The 16376-nt window shown below is 57.1% G+C and carries 18 protein-coding genes and 1 tRNA gene; 12 read left to right on the forward strand and 7 right to left on the reverse strand.

Going from position 1 to position 16376, the window contains the following annotated elements; all coding sequences use genetic code 11:
• Positions 1-358 precede the first annotated feature (358 nt).
• The 3 genes from AB4O01_RS29385 to AB4O01_RS29395 are packed head-to-tail and all read left to right on the forward strand — an operon-like array spanning position 359 to position 3531.
• The gene (locus AB4O01_RS29385) at positions 359-1768 is read left to right on the forward strand and encodes a circularly permuted type 2 ATP-grasp protein (protein WP_007914061.1); all 1410 of its coding nucleotides are present in this window, start codon (positions 359-361) and stop codon (positions 1766-1768) included.
• Between the two features lie 12 nt (positions 1769-1780).
• Positions 1781-2731 (forward strand): alpha-E domain-containing protein, encoded by a 951-nt coding sequence (locus tag AB4O01_RS29390; protein WP_016982907.1) that lies wholly within the window; start codon positions 1781-1783, stop codon positions 2729-2731.
• On the forward strand, positions 2728-3531 hold the full coding sequence (locus AB4O01_RS29395; RefSeq protein ID WP_460090257.1) for a transglutaminase family protein: 804 nt from the start codon (positions 2728-2730) through the stop codon (positions 3529-3531). Before AB4O01_RS29390 ends, AB4O01_RS29395 begins: the two co-directional genes overlap by 4 nt.
• A 113-nt stretch (positions 3532-3644) precedes the next feature.
• On the opposite strand, the gene AB4O01_RS29400 is transcribed toward AB4O01_RS29395, so the two are convergent.
• Positions 3645-4466, reverse strand: a complete 822-nt coding sequence (locus tag AB4O01_RS29400) for a c-type cytochrome (protein WP_186624402.1) — start codon at positions 4464-4466, stop codon at positions 3645-3647.
• 585 nt (positions 4467-5051) lie between these two features.
• Between AB4O01_RS29400 and AB4O01_RS29405 the strand changes: the two genes are divergently transcribed.
• The 3 genes from AB4O01_RS29405 to AB4O01_RS29415 all read left to right on the forward strand — a co-directional run bounded on the left by AB4O01_RS29405 (position 5052) and on the right by AB4O01_RS29415 (position 9241).
• On the forward strand, positions 5052-6257 hold the full coding sequence (locus AB4O01_RS29405) for an acetyl-CoA C-acetyltransferase (RefSeq protein ID WP_460090258.1): 1206 nt from the start codon (positions 5052-5054) through the stop codon (positions 6255-6257).
• Between the two features lie 24 nt (positions 6258-6281).
• Positions 6282-8426, forward strand: a complete 2145-nt coding sequence (locus tag AB4O01_RS29410; protein ID WP_460090259.1) for a 3-hydroxyacyl-CoA dehydrogenase NAD-binding domain-containing protein — start codon at positions 6282-6284, stop codon at positions 8424-8426.
• Between the two features lie 92 nt (positions 8427-8518).
• Positions 8519-9241: an amidotransferase gene (locus AB4O01_RS29415; protein ID WP_460090260.1), complete on the forward strand. Its 723-nt coding sequence runs from the start codon at positions 8519-8521 to the stop codon at positions 9239-9241.
• Between the two features lie 108 nt (positions 9242-9349).
• Here AB4O01_RS29415 and AB4O01_RS29420 read toward each other — a convergent pair whose 3' ends face one another.
• The 3 genes from AB4O01_RS29420 to AB4O01_RS29430 all read right to left on the reverse strand — a co-directional run bounded on the left by AB4O01_RS29420 (position 9350) and on the right by AB4O01_RS29430 (position 12081).
• Positions 9350-10321: a magnesium and cobalt transport protein CorA gene (locus AB4O01_RS29420; protein ID WP_093441790.1), complete on the reverse strand. Its 972-nt coding sequence runs from the start codon at positions 10319-10321 to the stop codon at positions 9350-9352.
• Between the two features lie 134 nt (positions 10322-10455).
• Positions 10456-11178 carry a lysophospholipid acyltransferase family protein gene (locus tag AB4O01_RS29425; protein ID WP_077571798.1) on the reverse strand — a complete coding sequence of 241 codons (723 nt, stop codon included), beginning with the start codon at positions 11176-11178 and terminating at the stop codon, positions 10456-10458.
• Between the two features lie 213 nt (positions 11179-11391).
• Positions 11392-12081, reverse strand: a complete 690-nt coding sequence (locus tag AB4O01_RS29430; protein ID WP_034151725.1) for a crotonase/enoyl-CoA hydratase family protein — start codon at positions 12079-12081, stop codon at positions 11392-11394.
• Between the two features lie 295 nt (positions 12082-12376).
• Between AB4O01_RS29430 and AB4O01_RS29435 the strand changes: the two genes are divergently transcribed.
• Positions 12377-12466, forward strand: a tRNA-Ser gene (locus tag AB4O01_RS29435).
• A gap of 145 nt (positions 12467-12611) precedes the next feature.
• Entirely contained in the window at positions 12612-12932 is a 321-nt protein-coding gene (locus tag AB4O01_RS29440; protein WP_099758444.1) for a YbjQ family protein, read from the forward strand.
• 61 nt (positions 12933-12993) lie between these two features.
• Here the strand turns inward: AB4O01_RS29440 and AB4O01_RS29445 are convergent, their stop codons facing one another.
• Positions 12994-13398, reverse strand: a complete 405-nt coding sequence (locus tag AB4O01_RS29445) for a hypothetical protein (protein WP_460090261.1) — start codon at positions 13396-13398, stop codon at positions 12994-12996.
• Between the two features lie 119 nt (positions 13399-13517).
• Between AB4O01_RS29445 and AB4O01_RS29450 the strand changes: the two genes are divergently transcribed.
• From AB4O01_RS29450 to AB4O01_RS29465, 4 genes are all read left to right on the forward strand, one after another.
• Positions 13518-13706 carry a hypothetical protein gene (locus AB4O01_RS29450; RefSeq protein WP_093441821.1) on the forward strand — a complete coding sequence of 63 codons (189 nt, stop codon included), beginning with the start codon at positions 13518-13520 and terminating at the stop codon, positions 13704-13706.
• A gap of 324 nt (positions 13707-14030) precedes the next feature.
• Positions 14031-14402: a glycine zipper domain-containing protein gene (locus tag AB4O01_RS29455; protein WP_016983669.1), complete on the forward strand. Its 372-nt coding sequence runs from the start codon at positions 14031-14033 to the stop codon at positions 14400-14402.
• 137 nt (positions 14403-14539) lie between these two features.
• Positions 14540-14959 carry a YMGG-like glycine zipper-containing protein gene (locus AB4O01_RS29460; RefSeq protein WP_007914081.1) on the forward strand — a complete coding sequence of 140 codons (420 nt, stop codon included), beginning with the start codon at positions 14540-14542 and terminating at the stop codon, positions 14957-14959.
• A 121-nt stretch (positions 14960-15080) separates the two neighbouring features.
• Entirely contained in the window at positions 15081-15254 is a 174-nt protein-coding gene (locus AB4O01_RS29465; RefSeq protein ID WP_174244440.1) for a hypothetical protein, read from the forward strand.
• Positions 15255-15544: 290 nt separating this feature from the next.
• Here the strand turns inward: AB4O01_RS29465 and AB4O01_RS29470 are convergent, their stop codons facing one another.
• Both AB4O01_RS29470 and AB4O01_RS29475 read right to left on the reverse strand, forming a co-directional pair.
• The gene (locus AB4O01_RS29470) at positions 15545-15940 is read right to left on the reverse strand and encodes an Imm50 family immunity protein (RefSeq protein ID WP_158561689.1); all 396 of its coding nucleotides are present in this window, start codon (positions 15938-15940) and stop codon (positions 15545-15547) included.
• A gap of 2 nt (positions 15941-15942) precedes the next feature.
• On the reverse strand, positions 15943-16376 hold a 434-nt coding region (locus AB4O01_RS29475), incomplete at its 5' end, for an HNH/endonuclease VII fold putative polymorphic toxin (RefSeq protein ID WP_460090262.1).

Genomic DNA, 16376 nt, shown 5'->3' on the forward strand with positions numbered 1-16376 from the left:
GCTAAAAGGGAAGACCGATAAGGAGAGGAAACCGGTCAGGGTTACAGCGGGGCGGGCCGCCGAGGCGATCCCAATCAGTTGAGCTGGCCGCTTCATGGCGCCGGGGCCGGTGAAGATTTGCAGCGAATGTGCGGATTATCCGCAGGCAGCGCCGGGCAGTGAAATCAACTCTGACTATGCTGGTGATAGGCGATGCAGTGCGTCGCAATGAAGCGGGGGCAATCCGGTTGGGGCATTTGCCGCACAGGAATGGTGCGGTGCTTGCGGCGTGTATTTCCAACCGATTGAAATCAAAGCGTTTATGCCGATGGCACGGGCCTTGCGAAGGCCTGTATGTCCGGGTGACAAGGAGTACGGCATGATCCGCACCTATTTTGATGAGATGTACGATGCCGGCGGCCAGGTTCGCCCGCATTATCGGGAGTTCGCCCGATGGCTGGCCGATACGCCGGATGAGCTGTTGGCCCAGCGGCGACGCGAGGCCGATCTGCTGTTCCATCGCGCCGGCATCACGTTCACGCTCTATGGCGACGAGCAGGGCACCGAGCGCCTGATTCCTTTCGACACCATCCCGCGCAGCATCCCTGCCAGTGAATGGCGAATTGTCGAGCGCGGGTGCATCCAGCGGGTCAAGGCGTTGAACATGTTCCTCGCCGACCTTTATCACGAGCAGCGCATTATCAAGGCCGGGATCATTCCCGCCGAACAGGTGCTGGCCAACGAGCAATATCAGTTGGCGATGCAAGGCCTGGATCTGCACCGCGATATCTATTCGCACATCTCCGGCGTCGATCTGGTGCGCGACGGCGACGGCACTTATTACGTGCTCGAAGACAACCTGCGAACACCGAGCGGCGTCAGCTACATGCTCGAAGACCGCAAGATGATGATGCGCCTGTTCCCGGAGCTGTTCGCCGCCCAGCGTATTGCCCCTATCGATCACTACCCGAACCTGCTGCTCGACACCCTGAAAAGCTCAAGTCCGATCGATGACCCGAGCGTGGTGGTGCTGACGCCGGGGCGCTTCAACAGTGCGTTCTTCGAGCACGCATTCCTGGCGCGGGAAATGGGCGTTGAACTGGTCGAGGGCGCGGATCTGTTCGTTCGCGACGACAAAGTCTTCATGCGCACTACGGACGGCCCGAAAGCGGTGGACGTTATCTACCGTCGGCTCGACGACGCGTTTCTCGATCCACTGGCGTTCAACCCCGACTCGATGCTCGGTGTGCCGGGGCTGCTGTCCTCTTATCGCTCGGGCAACGTGGTGCTGGCCAACGCCATCGGCACCGGCGTAGCGGACGACAAATCGGTGTATCCGTTCGTTACTGACATGATCCGGTTCTACCTCGACGAAGAGCCGATTTTGAAGAACGTACCGACCTGGCAATGCCGCAACCCGTCTGAACTTTCTCACGTGCTGGCCAATCTTCCAGATCTGGTGGTCAAGGAAACCCAAGGCTCAGGCGGTTACGGAATGTTGGTCGGGCCGGCATCGACGAAAGCGGAAATCGATGCCTTCCGCGAACGAATCAAGGCCAAGCCCCACGCGTACATCGCGCAACCGACGCTGTCGCTGTCGACTTGTCCGACCTTTGTCGAAAACGGCATTGCGCCGCGCCATATCGACTTGCGTCCGTTTGTCTTGTCCGGGCGCGAAACCCGGGTAGTGCCTGGGGGGTTGACCCGTGTGGCGCTGCGCGAAGGCTCCTTGGTGGTGAATTCCTCCCAGGGTGGCGGAACCAAGGACACCTGGGTGGTCGAGGATTGAAGGAAGCTTGCCATGTTAAGTAGAACTGCCTCGGATCTGTATTGGATGTCGCGTTACCTGGAGCGGGCGGAAAACCTCGCGCGGATGCTCGACATCAGTTATTCGCTGTCGCTGATGCCGCAGGACGGTCGCGGCGACGGTTTGCACGAATTGGCCATGCCGCTGCTGATCACCGGTACCCTCGACGATTACCTCGAGCGCCATGGCGCGCTGCATGCTGAGCGTCTGCTGCACTTTTTTGCCCTCGATGCGGCTAACCCGGCGAGCATTTACAGCTGCCTCGGCGCGGCTCGGGCCAGCGCCCATGCGGTGCGTGGGCGGATCACGGCGGACATGTGGGAGAACATCAATTCGACGTGGCTGGAAATTCGCGGAATCGCCGAGCAGGGCCTCAGTCGCTATGGCATGAGCCGTTTCTGCGAATGGATCAAGGAGCGTTCGCACCTGTTCCGTGGCGCGTCGTACGGCACGATCATGCGTAACGATGCATTTCGCTTTATTCGCCTCGGCACCTTTATCGAACGCGCGGACAACACGCTGCGATTGCTCGATGCGCGCTATGAAATGGCCGGCGATCAGGCTGAAGCAGTCAGCGACGGTACGGCCCACGCCTACTACCAATGGAGCGCCTTGCTGCGCGCCTTGTCGTCATTCGAGGCCTACACCGAAATCTATCGCGATGCGCCGGGGGCGCGGCATGTTGCCGAGTTGCTGTTGTTGCGCGCCGATGTGCCGCGCTCGCTGCGGGCCTGCACCGAGGAGATCGATCAGATTCTTGCGCAGTTGCCCGGTGCCAACGGTCGACCGGCACAACGTCTGGCGGCAGAAATGGACGCGCGCCTGCGCTACACCGGCATCAACGAAATTCTCGAGGAAGGCCTGCACGCCTGGCTGACCGAATTCATCCCGCTGGTGCGCCAGCTGGGCAACGCCATTCACAGTTCCTACCTGGAGGCTGCATGAGACTTTCCATAAGCCACGAGACCACCTATCACTACGAAGATCAGGTGCGGGCGAGCATCCAGTACCTGCGGCTGACCCCACACGACAGCGAGCGTCAGCACGTGTTGAGCTGGCAGCTCGATCTGCCGCGCCCGGTGCGTGCGCAACTCGATCCGTTCGGCAATATCCTGCATGTGCTGACCATGGATGAACCGCACGAGGCGATCATCATCGGTGCGCGCGGTCAGGTCGATATCGACGAACTGCGCGAGGCCGAGCATGAGAGCCAGTCGGCGCTGCCGTTCCTGCGCTTTACCCGTTTGACCGAGGCGGATGAGGCGTTACGCGTGTTTGCCGAGAAATCCTGCAAGCAGCGGCGTGATCGCACGGCGCTGATCGATCTGATGCACGGCTTGAATCAGCACATGACCTACACGCCGGGGTCCACCGAGGTCGATACCAGCGCCGCTGAGGCCTTCGCCGGGCGTGCGGGTGTTTGCCAGGATCATGCTCACGCGTTTCTGGCTTGCGCACGCAGTCTCGGGATTCCGTCGCGTTATGTGTCGGGGTATCTGTACAGCGAGGATTGCGAGCATCTAGCCAGCCATGCATGGGCTGAAGCGTGGCTGGATGACGCCTGGTACAGCTTTGATGTGACCAATGAACTGGCGCGGCCGGAGCGTCATCTGAAACTGGCGGTGGGTCTGGATTATCTGGATGCCTGCCCGGTGCGCGGCATGCGCCGTGGCGGTGGGTGTGAGCAGATGCATGCGAAAGTGTTCGTCTCGCCAACCCCGATCATCTCGGTGCAACAGCAGTAAACGCCGTACCCCTGTGGGAGCGAGCCTGCTCGCGATAGCGGTCGGTCAGTTACAAATGTGCTGACTGATACACCGCTATCGCGAGCAGGCTCGCTCCCACAAGGGAAATGGCGTTACGGCTTAACCTTGCGTCCGGCCATGTGCTTGAGATACCCCACCAGCATTTCCAGATCCCCCTCTGGTAACACCTCCACCGAAAACCCCGGCATCTTCGCCTGCGGCCACTGACGCAAACTCTGCGGATCCCGAATGTAGCGCTTGAGGAAATCCGCGCCGAAATACTCGGTCGGGCTGTAAGGAATATTCAGGTCCGGCCCGAATTGCGCATCCCCCGCACCGTTCAACCGGTGACACGCCAGACAGTTTTTCTGAAACAGCGCAAACCCTTGATTCACCGGGTCATCTGCTTTCAACGCAGGATCCGGCAGTAGGGCAGGGAAACGCTCCGCCACTGGCGCCATGCGCTTGATGCTCGCGACTTCGAACGGCCATTGCTCCGGACTGATATTGCCGGCCTGCGGATCGGTCCAGACCAGATAAAACGGCCCGGCGCTGTGCTTGCCTTCCGACAGCGATGGCCACGGCTGCGCCGGATCTTCGATGGCCAGCCATGCTCGCGCACCTGTTGTATTAAGCAACGGCGCAGCTGACAACTCGGCGGCAAAGCCGTCCAGTGCCACCGCTTGCAGGTGATCCTGCGGTTTGATCCCTGTCAGCAATGCGGCCACAGGCACGGCGCGATAGGTCATGTCCTTCTTGTAGGACACATCGTTTTTGATCGTCAGGGTTTGCACTTGAGGATGCTTGAGCAATTCCTCGGTCTGCCAGGTGCGGCTGCTTGCGCCCAGTTGCAGATCCAACTGTGCGGCAGACAAGGGCATGCTCAGCAGCATGGCCCCGAACACAATGAGCGCTTTCAAATGATCGCCGTCCATGTCGTGGGAGTGCGCCAAGGTTGGCACAGCCACGCTGGCCCGGGTAGCGGGCCAGTCACATTTTCAGTGGCGATGAGCAGCGCCCGGCGCTCGACTCAGCCGATGACCTTGGTCAGATTCGGCAAAATCAACAACAGCGTCGTGGCGAAAAGAATGAGCCCTGCTTGACGAACTTTCGGTTGTTTGAACATGGCTTGACCGCCTTTATTGTTATTTCCTGATGCCTGCCTGCATATCCATGACGGCAAGCGCTGCACTTCCTGTTGAAGAACGTCTGCCCCGGCAAAACCCGACGACCCTGACGTACATGTTCTACATTAGGGGCCACGTCACGCTTGGCTTAGATCCATTTCATATGGAGTACTTGCCAGATGCGATAAAAAAAGCATGAGGCTTATTGCCAGCTTCTTTGCCGCCCGCTGGCTAGACAACTCGCCGACCTGAACCGGTTCACCCAGCCGCCGATGACCGTCCGTCTGAGCGTGTGCGTCAACCGCATTGAGCGCTGTGGTCATTGAATCCATGGCCGCTCGGGTCAAGAGTGGAGGTACAAGCAATCTCTCCCCGCACAGGTTCGAGGACGTCATGACCCAAGCTTTGATATTCGATGCGTTACGCACGCCCCGTGGCAAAGGCAAGGCCGATGGCGCCCTGCACAGCGTCAAACCGGTGAATCTGGTCGCTGGTCTGCTCAACGCGCTGCAAGAACGCTCCTCGCTGGACACCAGTCAGGTCGATGACGTAGTGCTCGGCTGCGTGACGCCGATTGGCGATCAAGGCTCGGACATCGCCAAAACCGCCGTGCAAGTGGCCGATTGGGATGTCAGCGTTGCTGGTGTGCAGATCAATCGTTTCTGCGCCTCGGGTCTGGAAGCGGTCAACCTCGGCGCAATGAAAGTGCGCTCGGGTTTCGAAGATCTTGTAGTGGTCGGCGGTGTCGAGTCGATGTCGCGGGTGCCCATGGGCAGCGACGGCGGCGCCTGGGCGCTCGATCCGCAGACTAATCTGCACAGTCATTTCACTCCGCAAGGCGTCGGTGCCGACCTGATCGCTACGCTTGAGGGCTTCAGTCGTCACGACGTCGATGCCTACGCGCTGCACTCGCAGCAGAAAGCCGCGCGGGCGCGGGCCGATGGCTCGTTTAACAAGTCGTTGGTGCCGGTGCAGGATCAGAACGGCATCATTCTGCTCGATCACGATGAGTTCATTCGCGCCGAATCGACCCTGGAAGGCTTGGGCAAGCTCAAGCCGAGTTTCGAAATGATCGGGCAGATGGGCTTCGACGCGACCGCGCTGCGGGTCTACAGCCATGTCGAGCGGATCAATCACGTGCACACACCGGGTAACAGTTCCGGGATCGTCGACGGTGCAGCACTGATGCTGATCGGCTCCGAATCCAAGGGGCGTGCGCTGGGCCTGCAACCTCGGGCGCGGATTGTCGCCACGGCGGTCACCAGCACCGATCCGACCATCATGCTCACCGGCCCGGCGCCGGCAACGCGAAAGGCACTGGCCAAGGCCGGGCTGCGCGTTGAAGACATCGACCTGTTCGAGGTCAACGAAGCGTTTGCCTCGGTGGTGCTGAAGTTCATCAAGGACATGGCAGTCGACCCGGACAAGGTCAACGTCAACGGCGGTTCCATCGCTATGGGCCACCCGCTGGGCGCGACCGGTTGCGCGATCCTCGGCACCTTGCTCGATGAGCTGGAAGCGCGGCGCCTGCGCTATGGCTTGGCGACGCTGTGCGTCGGCGGCGGCATGGGCATTGCCACCATCATCGAACGCCTCTGAGCCCCGAATTCAAGGAACCTTGTTATGAGCGAAGCCATTCGTTACGAAAAAGGCCAGGACGCGATCGTCGTGCTGACCATCGACATGCCGGGCCAGAGCGCCAATACCATGAACGCTGTGTACCGCGAGGCCATGGCCGCGTGCGTCGCCCGGCTGGTGGCGGAAAAAGACGACATTGCCGGGGTGATCATTACGTCGGCAAAGAAAACCTTCTTTGCCGGCGGTGACCTTAATGAGCTGATCAAGGTCGGCAAGCCCGAAGCCAAAGCCTTCTACGACATGGTGCTGACCCTCAAAGCGCAGTTGCGCACCCTGGAAACCCTCGGCAAACCGGTGGTCGCGGCGATCAACGGCGCGGCGCTGGGCGGCGGCTGGGAAATCTGCCTGGCCTGTCACCACCGTGTGGCATTGGACGACACATCGGTACAGCTCGGTCTGCCGGAAGTGACCCTCGGCCTGCTGCCGGGCGGCGGCGGAGTGGTACGCATGGTGCGCATGCTCGGTCTCGAAAAAGCGCTGCCCTATCTGCTAGAGGGCAAGAAGGTGCGTCCACAGCAGGCATTGCAGGCCGGTTTGATTGATGAGCTGGCGGCGAATCGCGATGAATTGCTGGCCAAGGCGCGCGCCTGGATCGTCGCCAATCCGATGGCGGTACAACGTTGGGATGTGAAGGGTTATCAGATTCCGGGCGGCACGCCGTCGAATCCGAAAGTGGCGCAGATGCTGGCGATTGCGCCGTCGATTCTGCGTAGCAAGACCCATGGGACAATGCCGGCGCCGGAGAAAATCCTCTGCGCGGCAGTCGAGGGCGCTCAGGTCGATTTCGACACCGCGCACTTGATCGAAACCCGTTACTTCACCGAACTGACTACCGGGCAGATCTCGAAAAACCTGATCGGCACGTTCTGGTTTCAACTCAATGAGATCAATGCTGGTGGTTCGCGGCCGCAGGGTTTTGCGCCGTATGTCACGCGTAAGGTCGGCGTGCTTGGCGCAGGGATGATGGGCGCGGGGATTGCCTTTGTCAGCGCTTCGGCGGGTATTGAGGTGGTGCTCAAGGATGTCAATCTGGCTGCCGCCGAGAAAGGCAAAGCACATTCTGCGGCGTTGCTAGACAAGAAAGTCGCCCGTGGGCAGATGGATGCTTTGAAGCGTGATGTGGTGTTGGCGCGGATCAAGCCGTCCGAAAATGATGCCGACCTCGCGGGTTGCGATCTGATCATCGAAGCGGTGTTTGAGGATCGCGATCTCAAGGCCAGGGTTTCCTCTGCCGCCCAGCAAGTTGTCGGCGCCGAAGCGGTCATCGCTTCGAATACATCGACGTTGCCTATTACCGGGCTGGCAAAGGCTGTGCCTGATCCTGGCAAATTCATCGGCCTGCATTTCTTCAGCCCGGTAGAAAAAATGCCGCTGGTGGAAATCATCAAAGGTGCACAGACCAGCGATGAAACCCTCGCGCGCGGTTTCGACTTCGTGCTGCAAATCAAGAAAACCCCGATCGTCGTCAACGACAGTCGCGGCTTCTTTACTTCACGCGTCTTCGGCACCTTCACCAACGAAGGCATCGCCATGCTCGGCGAAGGCGTGAGCGCGCCGATGATCGAGACCGAAGCGCGCAAGGCCGGGATGCCGGTCGGGCCTCTGGCGATTTCCGACGAAGTTTCCCTCAGCCTGATGAGCCATATCCGTCAGCAAACCGCCAAGGACCTACAGGCAGAAGGGAAACCGCTGATTGAGCACCCGGCCTTCGCCGTGATTGACTTACTGCTTAACGAATACAAGCGTCCGGGCAAAGCGGCCGGTGGCGGTTTTTACGATTACCCGGCTGGTGGGCAGAAACATCTGTGGCCCGAGTTGAAGGTGCGTTTCGAAAAGGCTGACGGACAGATTTCGCCCAAAGACGTGCGTGATCGGCTGCTGTTTGTACAAGCCATTGAAACCGTCCGTTGTGTGGAGGAGGGTGTGCTGACCTCGACGGCGGACGCCAACGTTGGCTCGATCTTCGGTATCGGTTTTGCAGCGTGGACTGGCGGCGCATTGCAGTTCATCAACCAATACGGGGTGAAGGATTTCGTCGCCCGTGCGCAGTATCTGGCCGAGCAGTATGGCGAGCGTTTCGCGCCGCCAGCGTTGCTGCTGGATAAAGCGGCAAAAGGTGAAATGTTCTAAGGGCAACGAGCATTCCGGGGCTTGCCTTGCCAGGGGGTTTCAAGGCAGGCTCTGGGGTGTTCATTATTCCCATCACGTGTCAGGTATTTTTTATGTCGCTACGCATCTGCATTCTGGAAACCGACATCCCGCGTCCGGAACTGGTCGATCAATATCAGGGTTACGGGCAGATGTTCCAGCGCCTGTTCTCGCAGCAACCGATTGCCGCCGAGTTCACCGTCTACAACGTGATGCAGGGCGAATACCCAAGCGACGACCAAACCTTCGACGCATACCTGGTCACCGGCAGCAAGGCTGACTCGTTTGGTACTGATCCGTGGATCCAGACCCTGAAGGAATACCTGCTGACTCGTTACGAGCGCGGCGACAAACTGCTCGGCGTGTGCTTTGGCCATCAACTGCTGGCGCTGCTGCTCGGTGGCAAGAGCGAGCGCGCCACGCAAGGTTGGGGTGTTGGCACCCATAACTACAAACTGGCGGCGAAGGCGCCTTGGATGAGCCCGGTGCGTGAGGAACTGACGCTGCTGATCAGCCATCAGGACCAGGTCACAGCGCTGCCGGAAAACGCCACGGTGATTGCTTCCAGCGATTTCTGCCCGTTCGCGGCCTATCACATCAACGATCAGGTGTTGTGCTTCCAGGGCCACCCGGAGTTCATTCACGATTACTCGCGGGCGCTGCTCGATCTGCGTCAGGAAGCGTTGGGTTCACAGATCTACAGCAAAGGTGTGGCCAGTCTCGAGCAGGAACACCATGGTGCGACAGTCGCGGAATGGATGATGCGTTTTGTGGCGCATAAGCCAGAAACTGTCTAAGGACAAAAGCTTCGCGAGCAGGCTCGCTCCCACATTGGATTTCCGGTGCGCCACCGATCAATGTGGGAGTGAGCCTGCTCGCGAATGTTCCAGACAATTCTGTCTGCTCTACAACCACCCAGACCTCTTGAAACTTGCCCACAAACTCACACACCCCACCGTAATAAACCCCAGCACACCGAAATAGCCGTAGTGCCAGCTCAACTCCGGCATGTTCTGGAAATTCATCCCGTAAATCCCCGCAACCGCCGTCGGAAACGCCAGAATCGCCGCCCAGGCAGCAAACTTGCGTTGCACCACGCTTTGTCGTGACGCCTCGAGCAACACACCAATCTCGATGGTCTGGCTGGCAATGTCGGCCAAGGTGGTCAGGTCTTCCATTTGCCGCGTGACGTGAATCTGCACATCACGGAAGTACGGCCGCATGTTCTTGTCGATAAACGGGAAACTCAGCTTCTGCAGTTCCTCGCCAATCTCCACCATCGGTGCCGCGTACCGACGCAGGCGTACGACATCGCGGCGCAAGCCATGCAGCTTCTGAATGTCATGCTCATTCAACGCGCTGCACAACACGTTGCGCTCCAGCTCATCGATCTCGGCATGGATCGCTTCGCCGACTGGCTGATAGTTCTCGATGACAAAATCGAGCAACGCATAAAGTACGAAATCTTCCCCGTGCTCCAGCAACAGCGGACGCGCCTCACAACGTTGGCGAACATGGGCGTAGGACGCCGAGTGGCCATTACGCGCGGTGATGATGTAGCCCTTGCCCGCAAAGATATGCGTCTCGATAAATTGCAGAACGCCGTTCTCGCGGATGGGTGAGTAGGTGACGATAAACAAAGCGTCGCCAAAGGTTTCGAGCTTCGGTCGACTGTGTTTTTCCAGGGCGTCTTCAATGGCCAGTTCGTGCAGGTTGAACTGACGTTGCAGGTTGGACAGCTCTTGAGCGTCCGGCTCTTCCAGGCCGATCCACACGAAGTGGCCGGTTTTCGCCGCCCAGGCAGCGCCTTCGTCGAGGGTAATATTGGTGACTTTCTTGCCTGCGCTGTATACCGCAGCAGCAACAACTCGACCCATGGTGGTGATTCACTTCTTCTTGGCAGGTGGCAGGGAATTCAAGGCTTCAGCTTAGCCGTGTCGCTGCTTGAGAGTCAGTGAAATCTGTACAGTTCACCGGGCAAAAGAAAACCCGCACAGGGCGGGTTGTCTTTTCAGGCAGCTTGCAGTTGCCGATCCATCGATTCAATGCACTCGCGCATCTGCTCGCGACACTGATTGATGAGCATGGGCATGTCGTCCATGGTCAATCCGGCTGTAGGAATCGCCGGCAACGAGCGTATGAGGATTTTCCCGCTGCGCCAGCGATTCAGGCGCATGTGCTTGATGTAACTGCTGACGCAAACCGGAACGATCGGTACACCAGCGGCAATTGCCATCTGGAACGCACCTTTCTTGAAGGGCAGCAATTCTTCGCCGAGGTTGCGTGTGCCTTCCGGGAACACCCAGATCGAGGTGTCTTCGTTCTGCAAGGTATTGGTGGTGGTCAGCATCGACTGGCGTGCCTTGTGCGCATTGCCACGGTCGATCAACACATTGCCGGCCAGCCAGAACAGTTGCCCGAACAGTGGCACCCACTTGAGGCTCTTCTTGCCGATGCACACGGTACGGCGCGGCACGACGTTGCCGAACACGAACAGATCATAATTGGACTGATGGTTGGCGATGATCACGCAGCTGTCGGGTTTGTTCAGCAAACCGCTGACGTCGGATTTCACTCTTAAACGCAAAATACACATCGCCGGCAGCGCGTAGAGACGGGCGCACAGACGGCTGTTGTCCGGATTGAACGGGCGGCAGATCCCGAGAATCACCCCGAGCACGCCGGCGAGAATAAAGTGCAGGCCCATCAATAACATACGAAACACGAACAGCATTTTCAGGCCCCACCGGGACAAAAGGTGGCGCAGTGTACGGATGTGCACTGTTTTCGGCAATTGCCGCTATAGAGTGCGGAGATAGCCGATGTTTAAGCGCATGTTTCAGAATGGAGGGTCAGACCTGTCCTAGAGCGGTCGCGGACTTTTAAACCATGCGTGCAAGAAAAAGCCCGACACGACGGTCGGGCTTCTTTTGCGCAGCAGCCGGGCTTAGCCCAGATGCTCTTGATCCTGGATGATCGCGTTATCCAGAGCTTCCAGCAGTGCTTTACGCACCTTCAACTTGGTGTTCTTGTGCGCGAGCATGTTGATCTTCTTCAACTGACGCGCAGCGGCGAGGGCGGCACCTTGCAGCTCTTCGGCGGCAACCACCTTGTCGAGGAAACCGGCATCCACGGCGCTTTTTGGATCGAACATCTCGCCGTTGATCACCGAGCGGTGGAACGCCGAGCGACGCAGGCGATCGCGAGCCAGTTCGATACCCGCGTGGTGCATGGTCATGCCGATCTGCACTTCGTTCAGACCGATGCTGAACGGGCCGTCGACACCAATGCGGTAATCAGCAGACAACAGAATGAAAGCGCCTTTCGCCACCGCGTGACCTGGGCATGCGACGATCACCGGGAACGGGTGAGAGAGCAGGCGCCGGGCCAAGGTCGACCCCGCGGTTACCAGCGACACAGCTTCTTTAGGACCGGCGGTCATGACTTTCAGGTCATAGCCGCCGGACAGAATCCCTGGCTGACCGGTGATGATCACGATGGCACGATCAGTCACCGCCTGATCCAGCGCCGCGTTGAATGCCGCAATCACGTCCGGAGAAATGGCATTGACCTTGCCGTTGCTCAAGGTCAGGGTCGCGATACCGTCTTCGAGGTGGTAGGAAATCAACTCACTCATGACGCTATTCCTTGTAAGAAAGATGGGCAGACGTTACCCACCGCCGCAGGCCAGGTAAAGCGCCATGACTGACCCGCCAGTCACCGTTTCCCGACCCACCCTGCATGGCTAGGCGTTCAGCTTCTATATAGAAGGGCCGCGCCCACCGAAGATTGGCCGGTTTGCCATGGCCTGCTAGCGGGCAAAACGACTTTTTCTCTTAACCGCATGAAAATTCTGAAAAAAAGTTTGCCATCGGAAAAGCTTTCGACTACATTAGCGCGCCTCGACAGACAGAACATGTTTGAAGAGATACGGTGAAGTGTCCGAGTGGCTTAAGGAGCACGCCTGGAAAGTGTGTATACAGGAAACTGTATCGAGAGTTCGAATCTCTCCTTCACCGCCATATTCAGTAAACACAAAACCCCTGATTTCGAAAGAAGTCAGGGGTTTTGTGGTTTCTGGTGTCTGGATTTTATTGGCAGCGGCTTGACGTTCGTCTTGAGCGATTACAATTGCGGATTTATTCATCCATATAGGGACGGCATTCCATGATCATTTCCACCACTCACGCCATTGAAGGCCGGCAGATCGCGGCCTACCTGGATATCGTCAGTGCCGAATCGGTGCAGGGCGTCAATGTGATCCGTGACATGTTCGCTGGTATGCGCGACTTTTTTGGCGGCCGTTCGCAGACGCTGGAGCGCGCTTTGAAGGAGGCGCGTATTCAGGCGACCGAAGAAATACGGGAGCGTGCGCGTGCTTTGCAGGCGGATGCGGTGGTCGGGGTGGACTTTGAGATCAGTATGCCCGGCGGGAAGGGCGGGATGGTTGTTGTGTTTGCGACGGGTACGGCGGTGAAGTTGCGTTGAGTTTGTTTGACGGGTGTGTAAGCCCATTCAGAGGTTGAATGGGCTCAATCTTGCGGTGCAATCAGCCTTGTGGCTTGAGGATCACGGTGCCTCTTTCGTCATAGGTCAGTGGTGTATCAATGGCGACCAGAGGGGGTGTATCAGAAGGCGGGTTGGGTTCGACTGGCTTGCTGGGATGGTAAATGACCCCTGGTTGCAGAACCGGTGTATCCGGACCCGGATACTTGATGGTGATTTCACCGGAAGCGATCTTCTCCTTGAGTTTTTCCGCGCCAGCCTTGCCGGCTGCGATCTGTTCGTCCGTGAGTTTTACGACAGGCATATTGGGGAATCCGTTGATTTGCATGTTCTCTCCTTGAGATTCATTTGTATGAAAAAGGGCAACGGCCTGGCTTTGGAATTCTTTAGCAATCTGGGACCAATGGTTCATCGTCTGTTTAAATTTTTCAGGCCATTCGTCGGGCATCAGGGGATCTGAATCACAAGTCCAGGAATGACCAGCTAGTCTCAAAAGCCATGGAGGTCGATATTTTTTCAGGCACAAGGGTTTTTGCCGGTGTCGATCTGTTGCGACGGGGCGAAGGTATGACTGATCCGTATATCGAAGACGATGGCGCTGAATTTTCCTTCAATAACTGCGTACGGTGCGGTCAGACCGAGTATCAGTCAGGTTTTGGCGAGGATCCGGTGCAGATCGGCAAAATCAAATCCGCGGCACCCAAGGGACCCAAGGCGAAATTTCTCCCCAGGGTCACCACGCGTTCCAGGAAATAATCGTTCTCTGCATAACCCTGCTACTGAGCGGGGTTTTTTATGGTTGTGGGTTTGAAGAATTTTCCTACAGGTGATGACGGAAAATCAGTCTACTTTCACAAACTTTTCACGTCTGCCGAAGTAGGGTGAAGCCATCCGTTAGAAAGCAAGTCTCCAGCCCGTCTCCCCAGCGGGCTTTTTTTTGCCTGTCATAAAACCTTTTCCAGAATCGCTGTCCAATCGGCGCCGAGTGCGCGCGAGATCCGTGATTTTGGCTGGACTTTCGCGCGACGACGGCATTAAATCCCGGCCCTTTTTGTCATCCCAATTGTTGAGGTTTTCGTCATGCGTTTAACACTGCCTGCTCTGGTTCTGGGGCTTCTGGTTGCTCAAGGTGCAATGGCTGCCGGTGATGGCACTGCTGCGTTGGGCGGTGGTCTGGGTGGCGCACTGGGTAATGTCGTCGGCCAGAAAATGGGCGGCAGCACTGGCGCGGCCATTGGTGCCGGCGTAGCAGGCGCGGCGGGCAGCGCAATGGCGGCGCGCAAGGGTAGCCGGACCAAAGCGGCGATTGGCGGCGGCGTTGGCGCAGCCGGTGGTTCGGTGATCGGCAACAGCCTGGGCGGCAGAACCGGCGCCACGATTGGTGCAGGCCTGGGTGGCGCAGCTGGCGGCGCAGTGGGCAGCAACTTGTCCAAAGGTCACAAGCGTCACTGAGACTAATCCCTTGTCAGAAAAAGCCCGGCTCGATGTCGGGCTTTTTCATGGCTGAACGTTTTTCCCGTTTGCGTCTCCAATCTCACATAGGCCCATGTCTGGGCGGACTGTCCCGCTTCGGGAACTGTGAGGTTCATATGCGCTTGTCATTATCTGCACTGTTTTTCGGTTTGCTGGTAGCACAAGGGGCGATGGCCGCTGGTGATGGCACCGCCGCTGTGGGTGGCGGCTTGGGCGGCGCGCTCGGCAATGTGGTCGGTGGACAACTCGGTGGCAGTACTGGCGCGGCGGTAGGTGCGGGTGTTGGTGGCGCGGCCGGCAGTGCCGTCGGGGCGAATAAACGCAATCGAACTGAAGCGGCTATTGGCGGTGGTCTCGGCGCGGCAGGTGGCTCGGTCGTTGGCAACAGCCTTGGCGGGTCTACGGGTTCGACCATTGGCGCAGGGTTGGGCGGCGCGGCTGGCGGTGCGGTCGGCAATAATCTCGGTGACGATGGTGGGTCCCATTCGGGTGGCGGTCACAAGCACAAGAACAAACATAAAAACCGCCATCATTGATGGAGGGTTAAACGGAAACCCGGCATTTTGCCGGGTTTTTTGCATTTGCTCGTCGGACTTCGGAACGAATGGTTGTAGGGCTTTTCGAACCTCATACACTCCCTGAAATGACGAGGTTGCCATGACTCCTGAAACCGAAGGCAAGGAAGAAAAAGGTTCGAGTGGACTGCCATTTATCAATGACCCGGGGAATGAGGACCCGGGATCGTTGATGGATGATGCGACGGTGCCGTTGAATGATTCGGATGAGGCGGATATGGAGTATGAAGAGGATGAGGATGAGGATGAGCAGTGATCGGATGTTTGCGAAGATCTGAGCGTCTGAATCCGGATTTTAAGGGCCTGAGTTCAAGAGGTCCTACAAATTTGTTAGTGACTAAAAATGGCTGCCCACCAGTCATTGATCTGGTGAGCGAGTCTAGGTATAGGCGTTTTTTTGTAGTGCTAACAATGTGAAATCTCGGATTTAGAGAATTCCAAATTGTCTAGAATCATGCTGAGCAACTGGATGTCGAACTGTTCTCTGTATCTATATAAAATTTTATGATGCCTCACGGTAATAGAGCACCCGTCGCTCAATAAATTTTAGAAAGGTAACTCTGTTAAATATACGCTAGGTTCTCGCAGTCTTAATGATGATGTGGTGAACGTTACTTTCGAAGTGCTTGATACAGCTGAAATCAGATATCTGTCTCCAATTGGTTGTATGGATAGACTTAAGTTTTTTTGAGTTGGAATGTTGGATGTCGTCAACTCTCTAATTTCACAGCATGTTATTCCGATTCGGCAAGCATTGTATCCTATGGATTCCCATTTTTTCGGAGGAGTGTCCGGCATTTCTCTAATATCAAATGCCAAGGTCAATGTTGAAAGGTTGTTGTCCATGTTTAAAGCGAATAGCTTGATCTCCCCAACGGGTATATTTCTGCTGAATACCATGTTGAAGAGTTTGCCTCCTTCTATTTCATTCCAGTATTTCATGGTCATTCCTTGAATGGATAATGATCGCTCGTACTTTTTACTTTGCCATTGCGTGTGTCATCAGCGGGTCGTATGTTTATGTGAGGTCCTTGATCTCCTCGGTTATTTATATCTCCATACTTGTGTCCCGCTGAGTGGTCTTGGAGTGTCAATATAAAACCATCCTCTCGGGTGAATCTATATTCTCTGGTTATAATCGGCTTTCCACTGCTGTCTAGAATGTTATTTCCTTTTCTATCCGTCATGTTGACATAGGTGAACTGCTTCTGCCTGCCACTTACCTCATCAATTTGAATATCTGGCTGTTGCCCTTTCGGAATTCCTGCATCAACTTTTGCCTGTCTGAATGCACCGCGCCTGGAAACCTGTGGTAGCTCAACATCATCAGGTTTTGAACAATTGATCGATTTTCGGCCTTTGGGCGGACAATTGGAAC

Source organism: Pseudomonas sp. S2_E02 (genome assembly GCF_054668355.1).

Coding starts and splice junctions, on each gene's coding strand:
- AB4O01_RS29465 (WP_174244440.1), top strand. CDS start 15,081: ATGACTCCTGAAACCGAAGGCAAGGAAGAAAAAGGTTCGAGTGGACTG.
- AB4O01_RS29410 (WP_460090259.1), top strand. CDS start 6,282: ATGAGCGAAGCCATTCGTTACGAAAAAGGCCAGGACGCGATCGTCGTG.
- AB4O01_RS29470 (WP_158561689.1), bottom strand. CDS start 15,940: ATGAAATACTGGAATGAAATAGAAGGAGGCAAACTCTTCAACATGGTA.
- AB4O01_RS29415 (WP_460090260.1), top strand. CDS start 8,519: ATGTCGCTACGCATCTGCATTCTGGAAACCGACATCCCGCGTCCGGAA.
- AB4O01_RS29420 (WP_093441790.1), bottom strand. CDS start 10,321: ATGGGTCGAGTTGTTGCTGCTGCGGTATACAGCGCAGGCAAGAAAGTC.
- AB4O01_RS29395 (WP_460090257.1), top strand. CDS start 2,728: ATGAGACTTTCCATAAGCCACGAGACCACCTATCACTACGAAGATCAG.
- AB4O01_RS29450 (WP_093441821.1), top strand. CDS start 13,518: ATGACTGATCCGTATATCGAAGACGATGGCGCTGAATTTTCCTTCAAT.
- AB4O01_RS29430 (WP_034151725.1), bottom strand. CDS start 12,081: ATGAGTGAGTTGATTTCCTACCACCTCGAAGACGGTATCGCGACCCTG.
- AB4O01_RS29400 (WP_186624402.1), bottom strand. CDS start 4,466: ATGGACGGCGATCATTTGAAAGCGCTCATTGTGTTCGGGGCCATGCTG.
- AB4O01_RS29390 (WP_016982907.1), top strand. CDS start 1,781: ATGTTAAGTAGAACTGCCTCGGATCTGTATTGGATGTCGCGTTACCTG.
- AB4O01_RS29445 (WP_460090261.1), bottom strand. CDS start 13,398: ATGCCCGACGAATGGCCTGAAAAATTTAAACAGACGATGAACCATTGG.
- AB4O01_RS29405 (WP_460090258.1), top strand. CDS start 5,052: ATGACCCAAGCTTTGATATTCGATGCGTTACGCACGCCCCGTGGCAAA.
- AB4O01_RS29385 (WP_007914061.1), top strand. CDS start 359: ATGATCCGCACCTATTTTGATGAGATGTACGATGCCGGCGGCCAGGTT.
- AB4O01_RS29460 (WP_007914081.1), top strand. CDS start 14,540: ATGCGCTTGTCATTATCTGCACTGTTTTTCGGTTTGCTGGTAGCACAA.
- AB4O01_RS29455 (WP_016983669.1), top strand. CDS start 14,031: ATGCGTTTAACACTGCCTGCTCTGGTTCTGGGGCTTCTGGTTGCTCAA.
- AB4O01_RS29425 (WP_077571798.1), bottom strand. CDS start 11,178: ATGCTGTTCGTGTTTCGTATGTTATTGATGGGCCTGCACTTTATTCTC.
- AB4O01_RS29440 (WP_099758444.1), top strand. CDS start 12,612: ATGATCATTTCCACCACTCACGCCATTGAAGGCCGGCAGATCGCGGCC.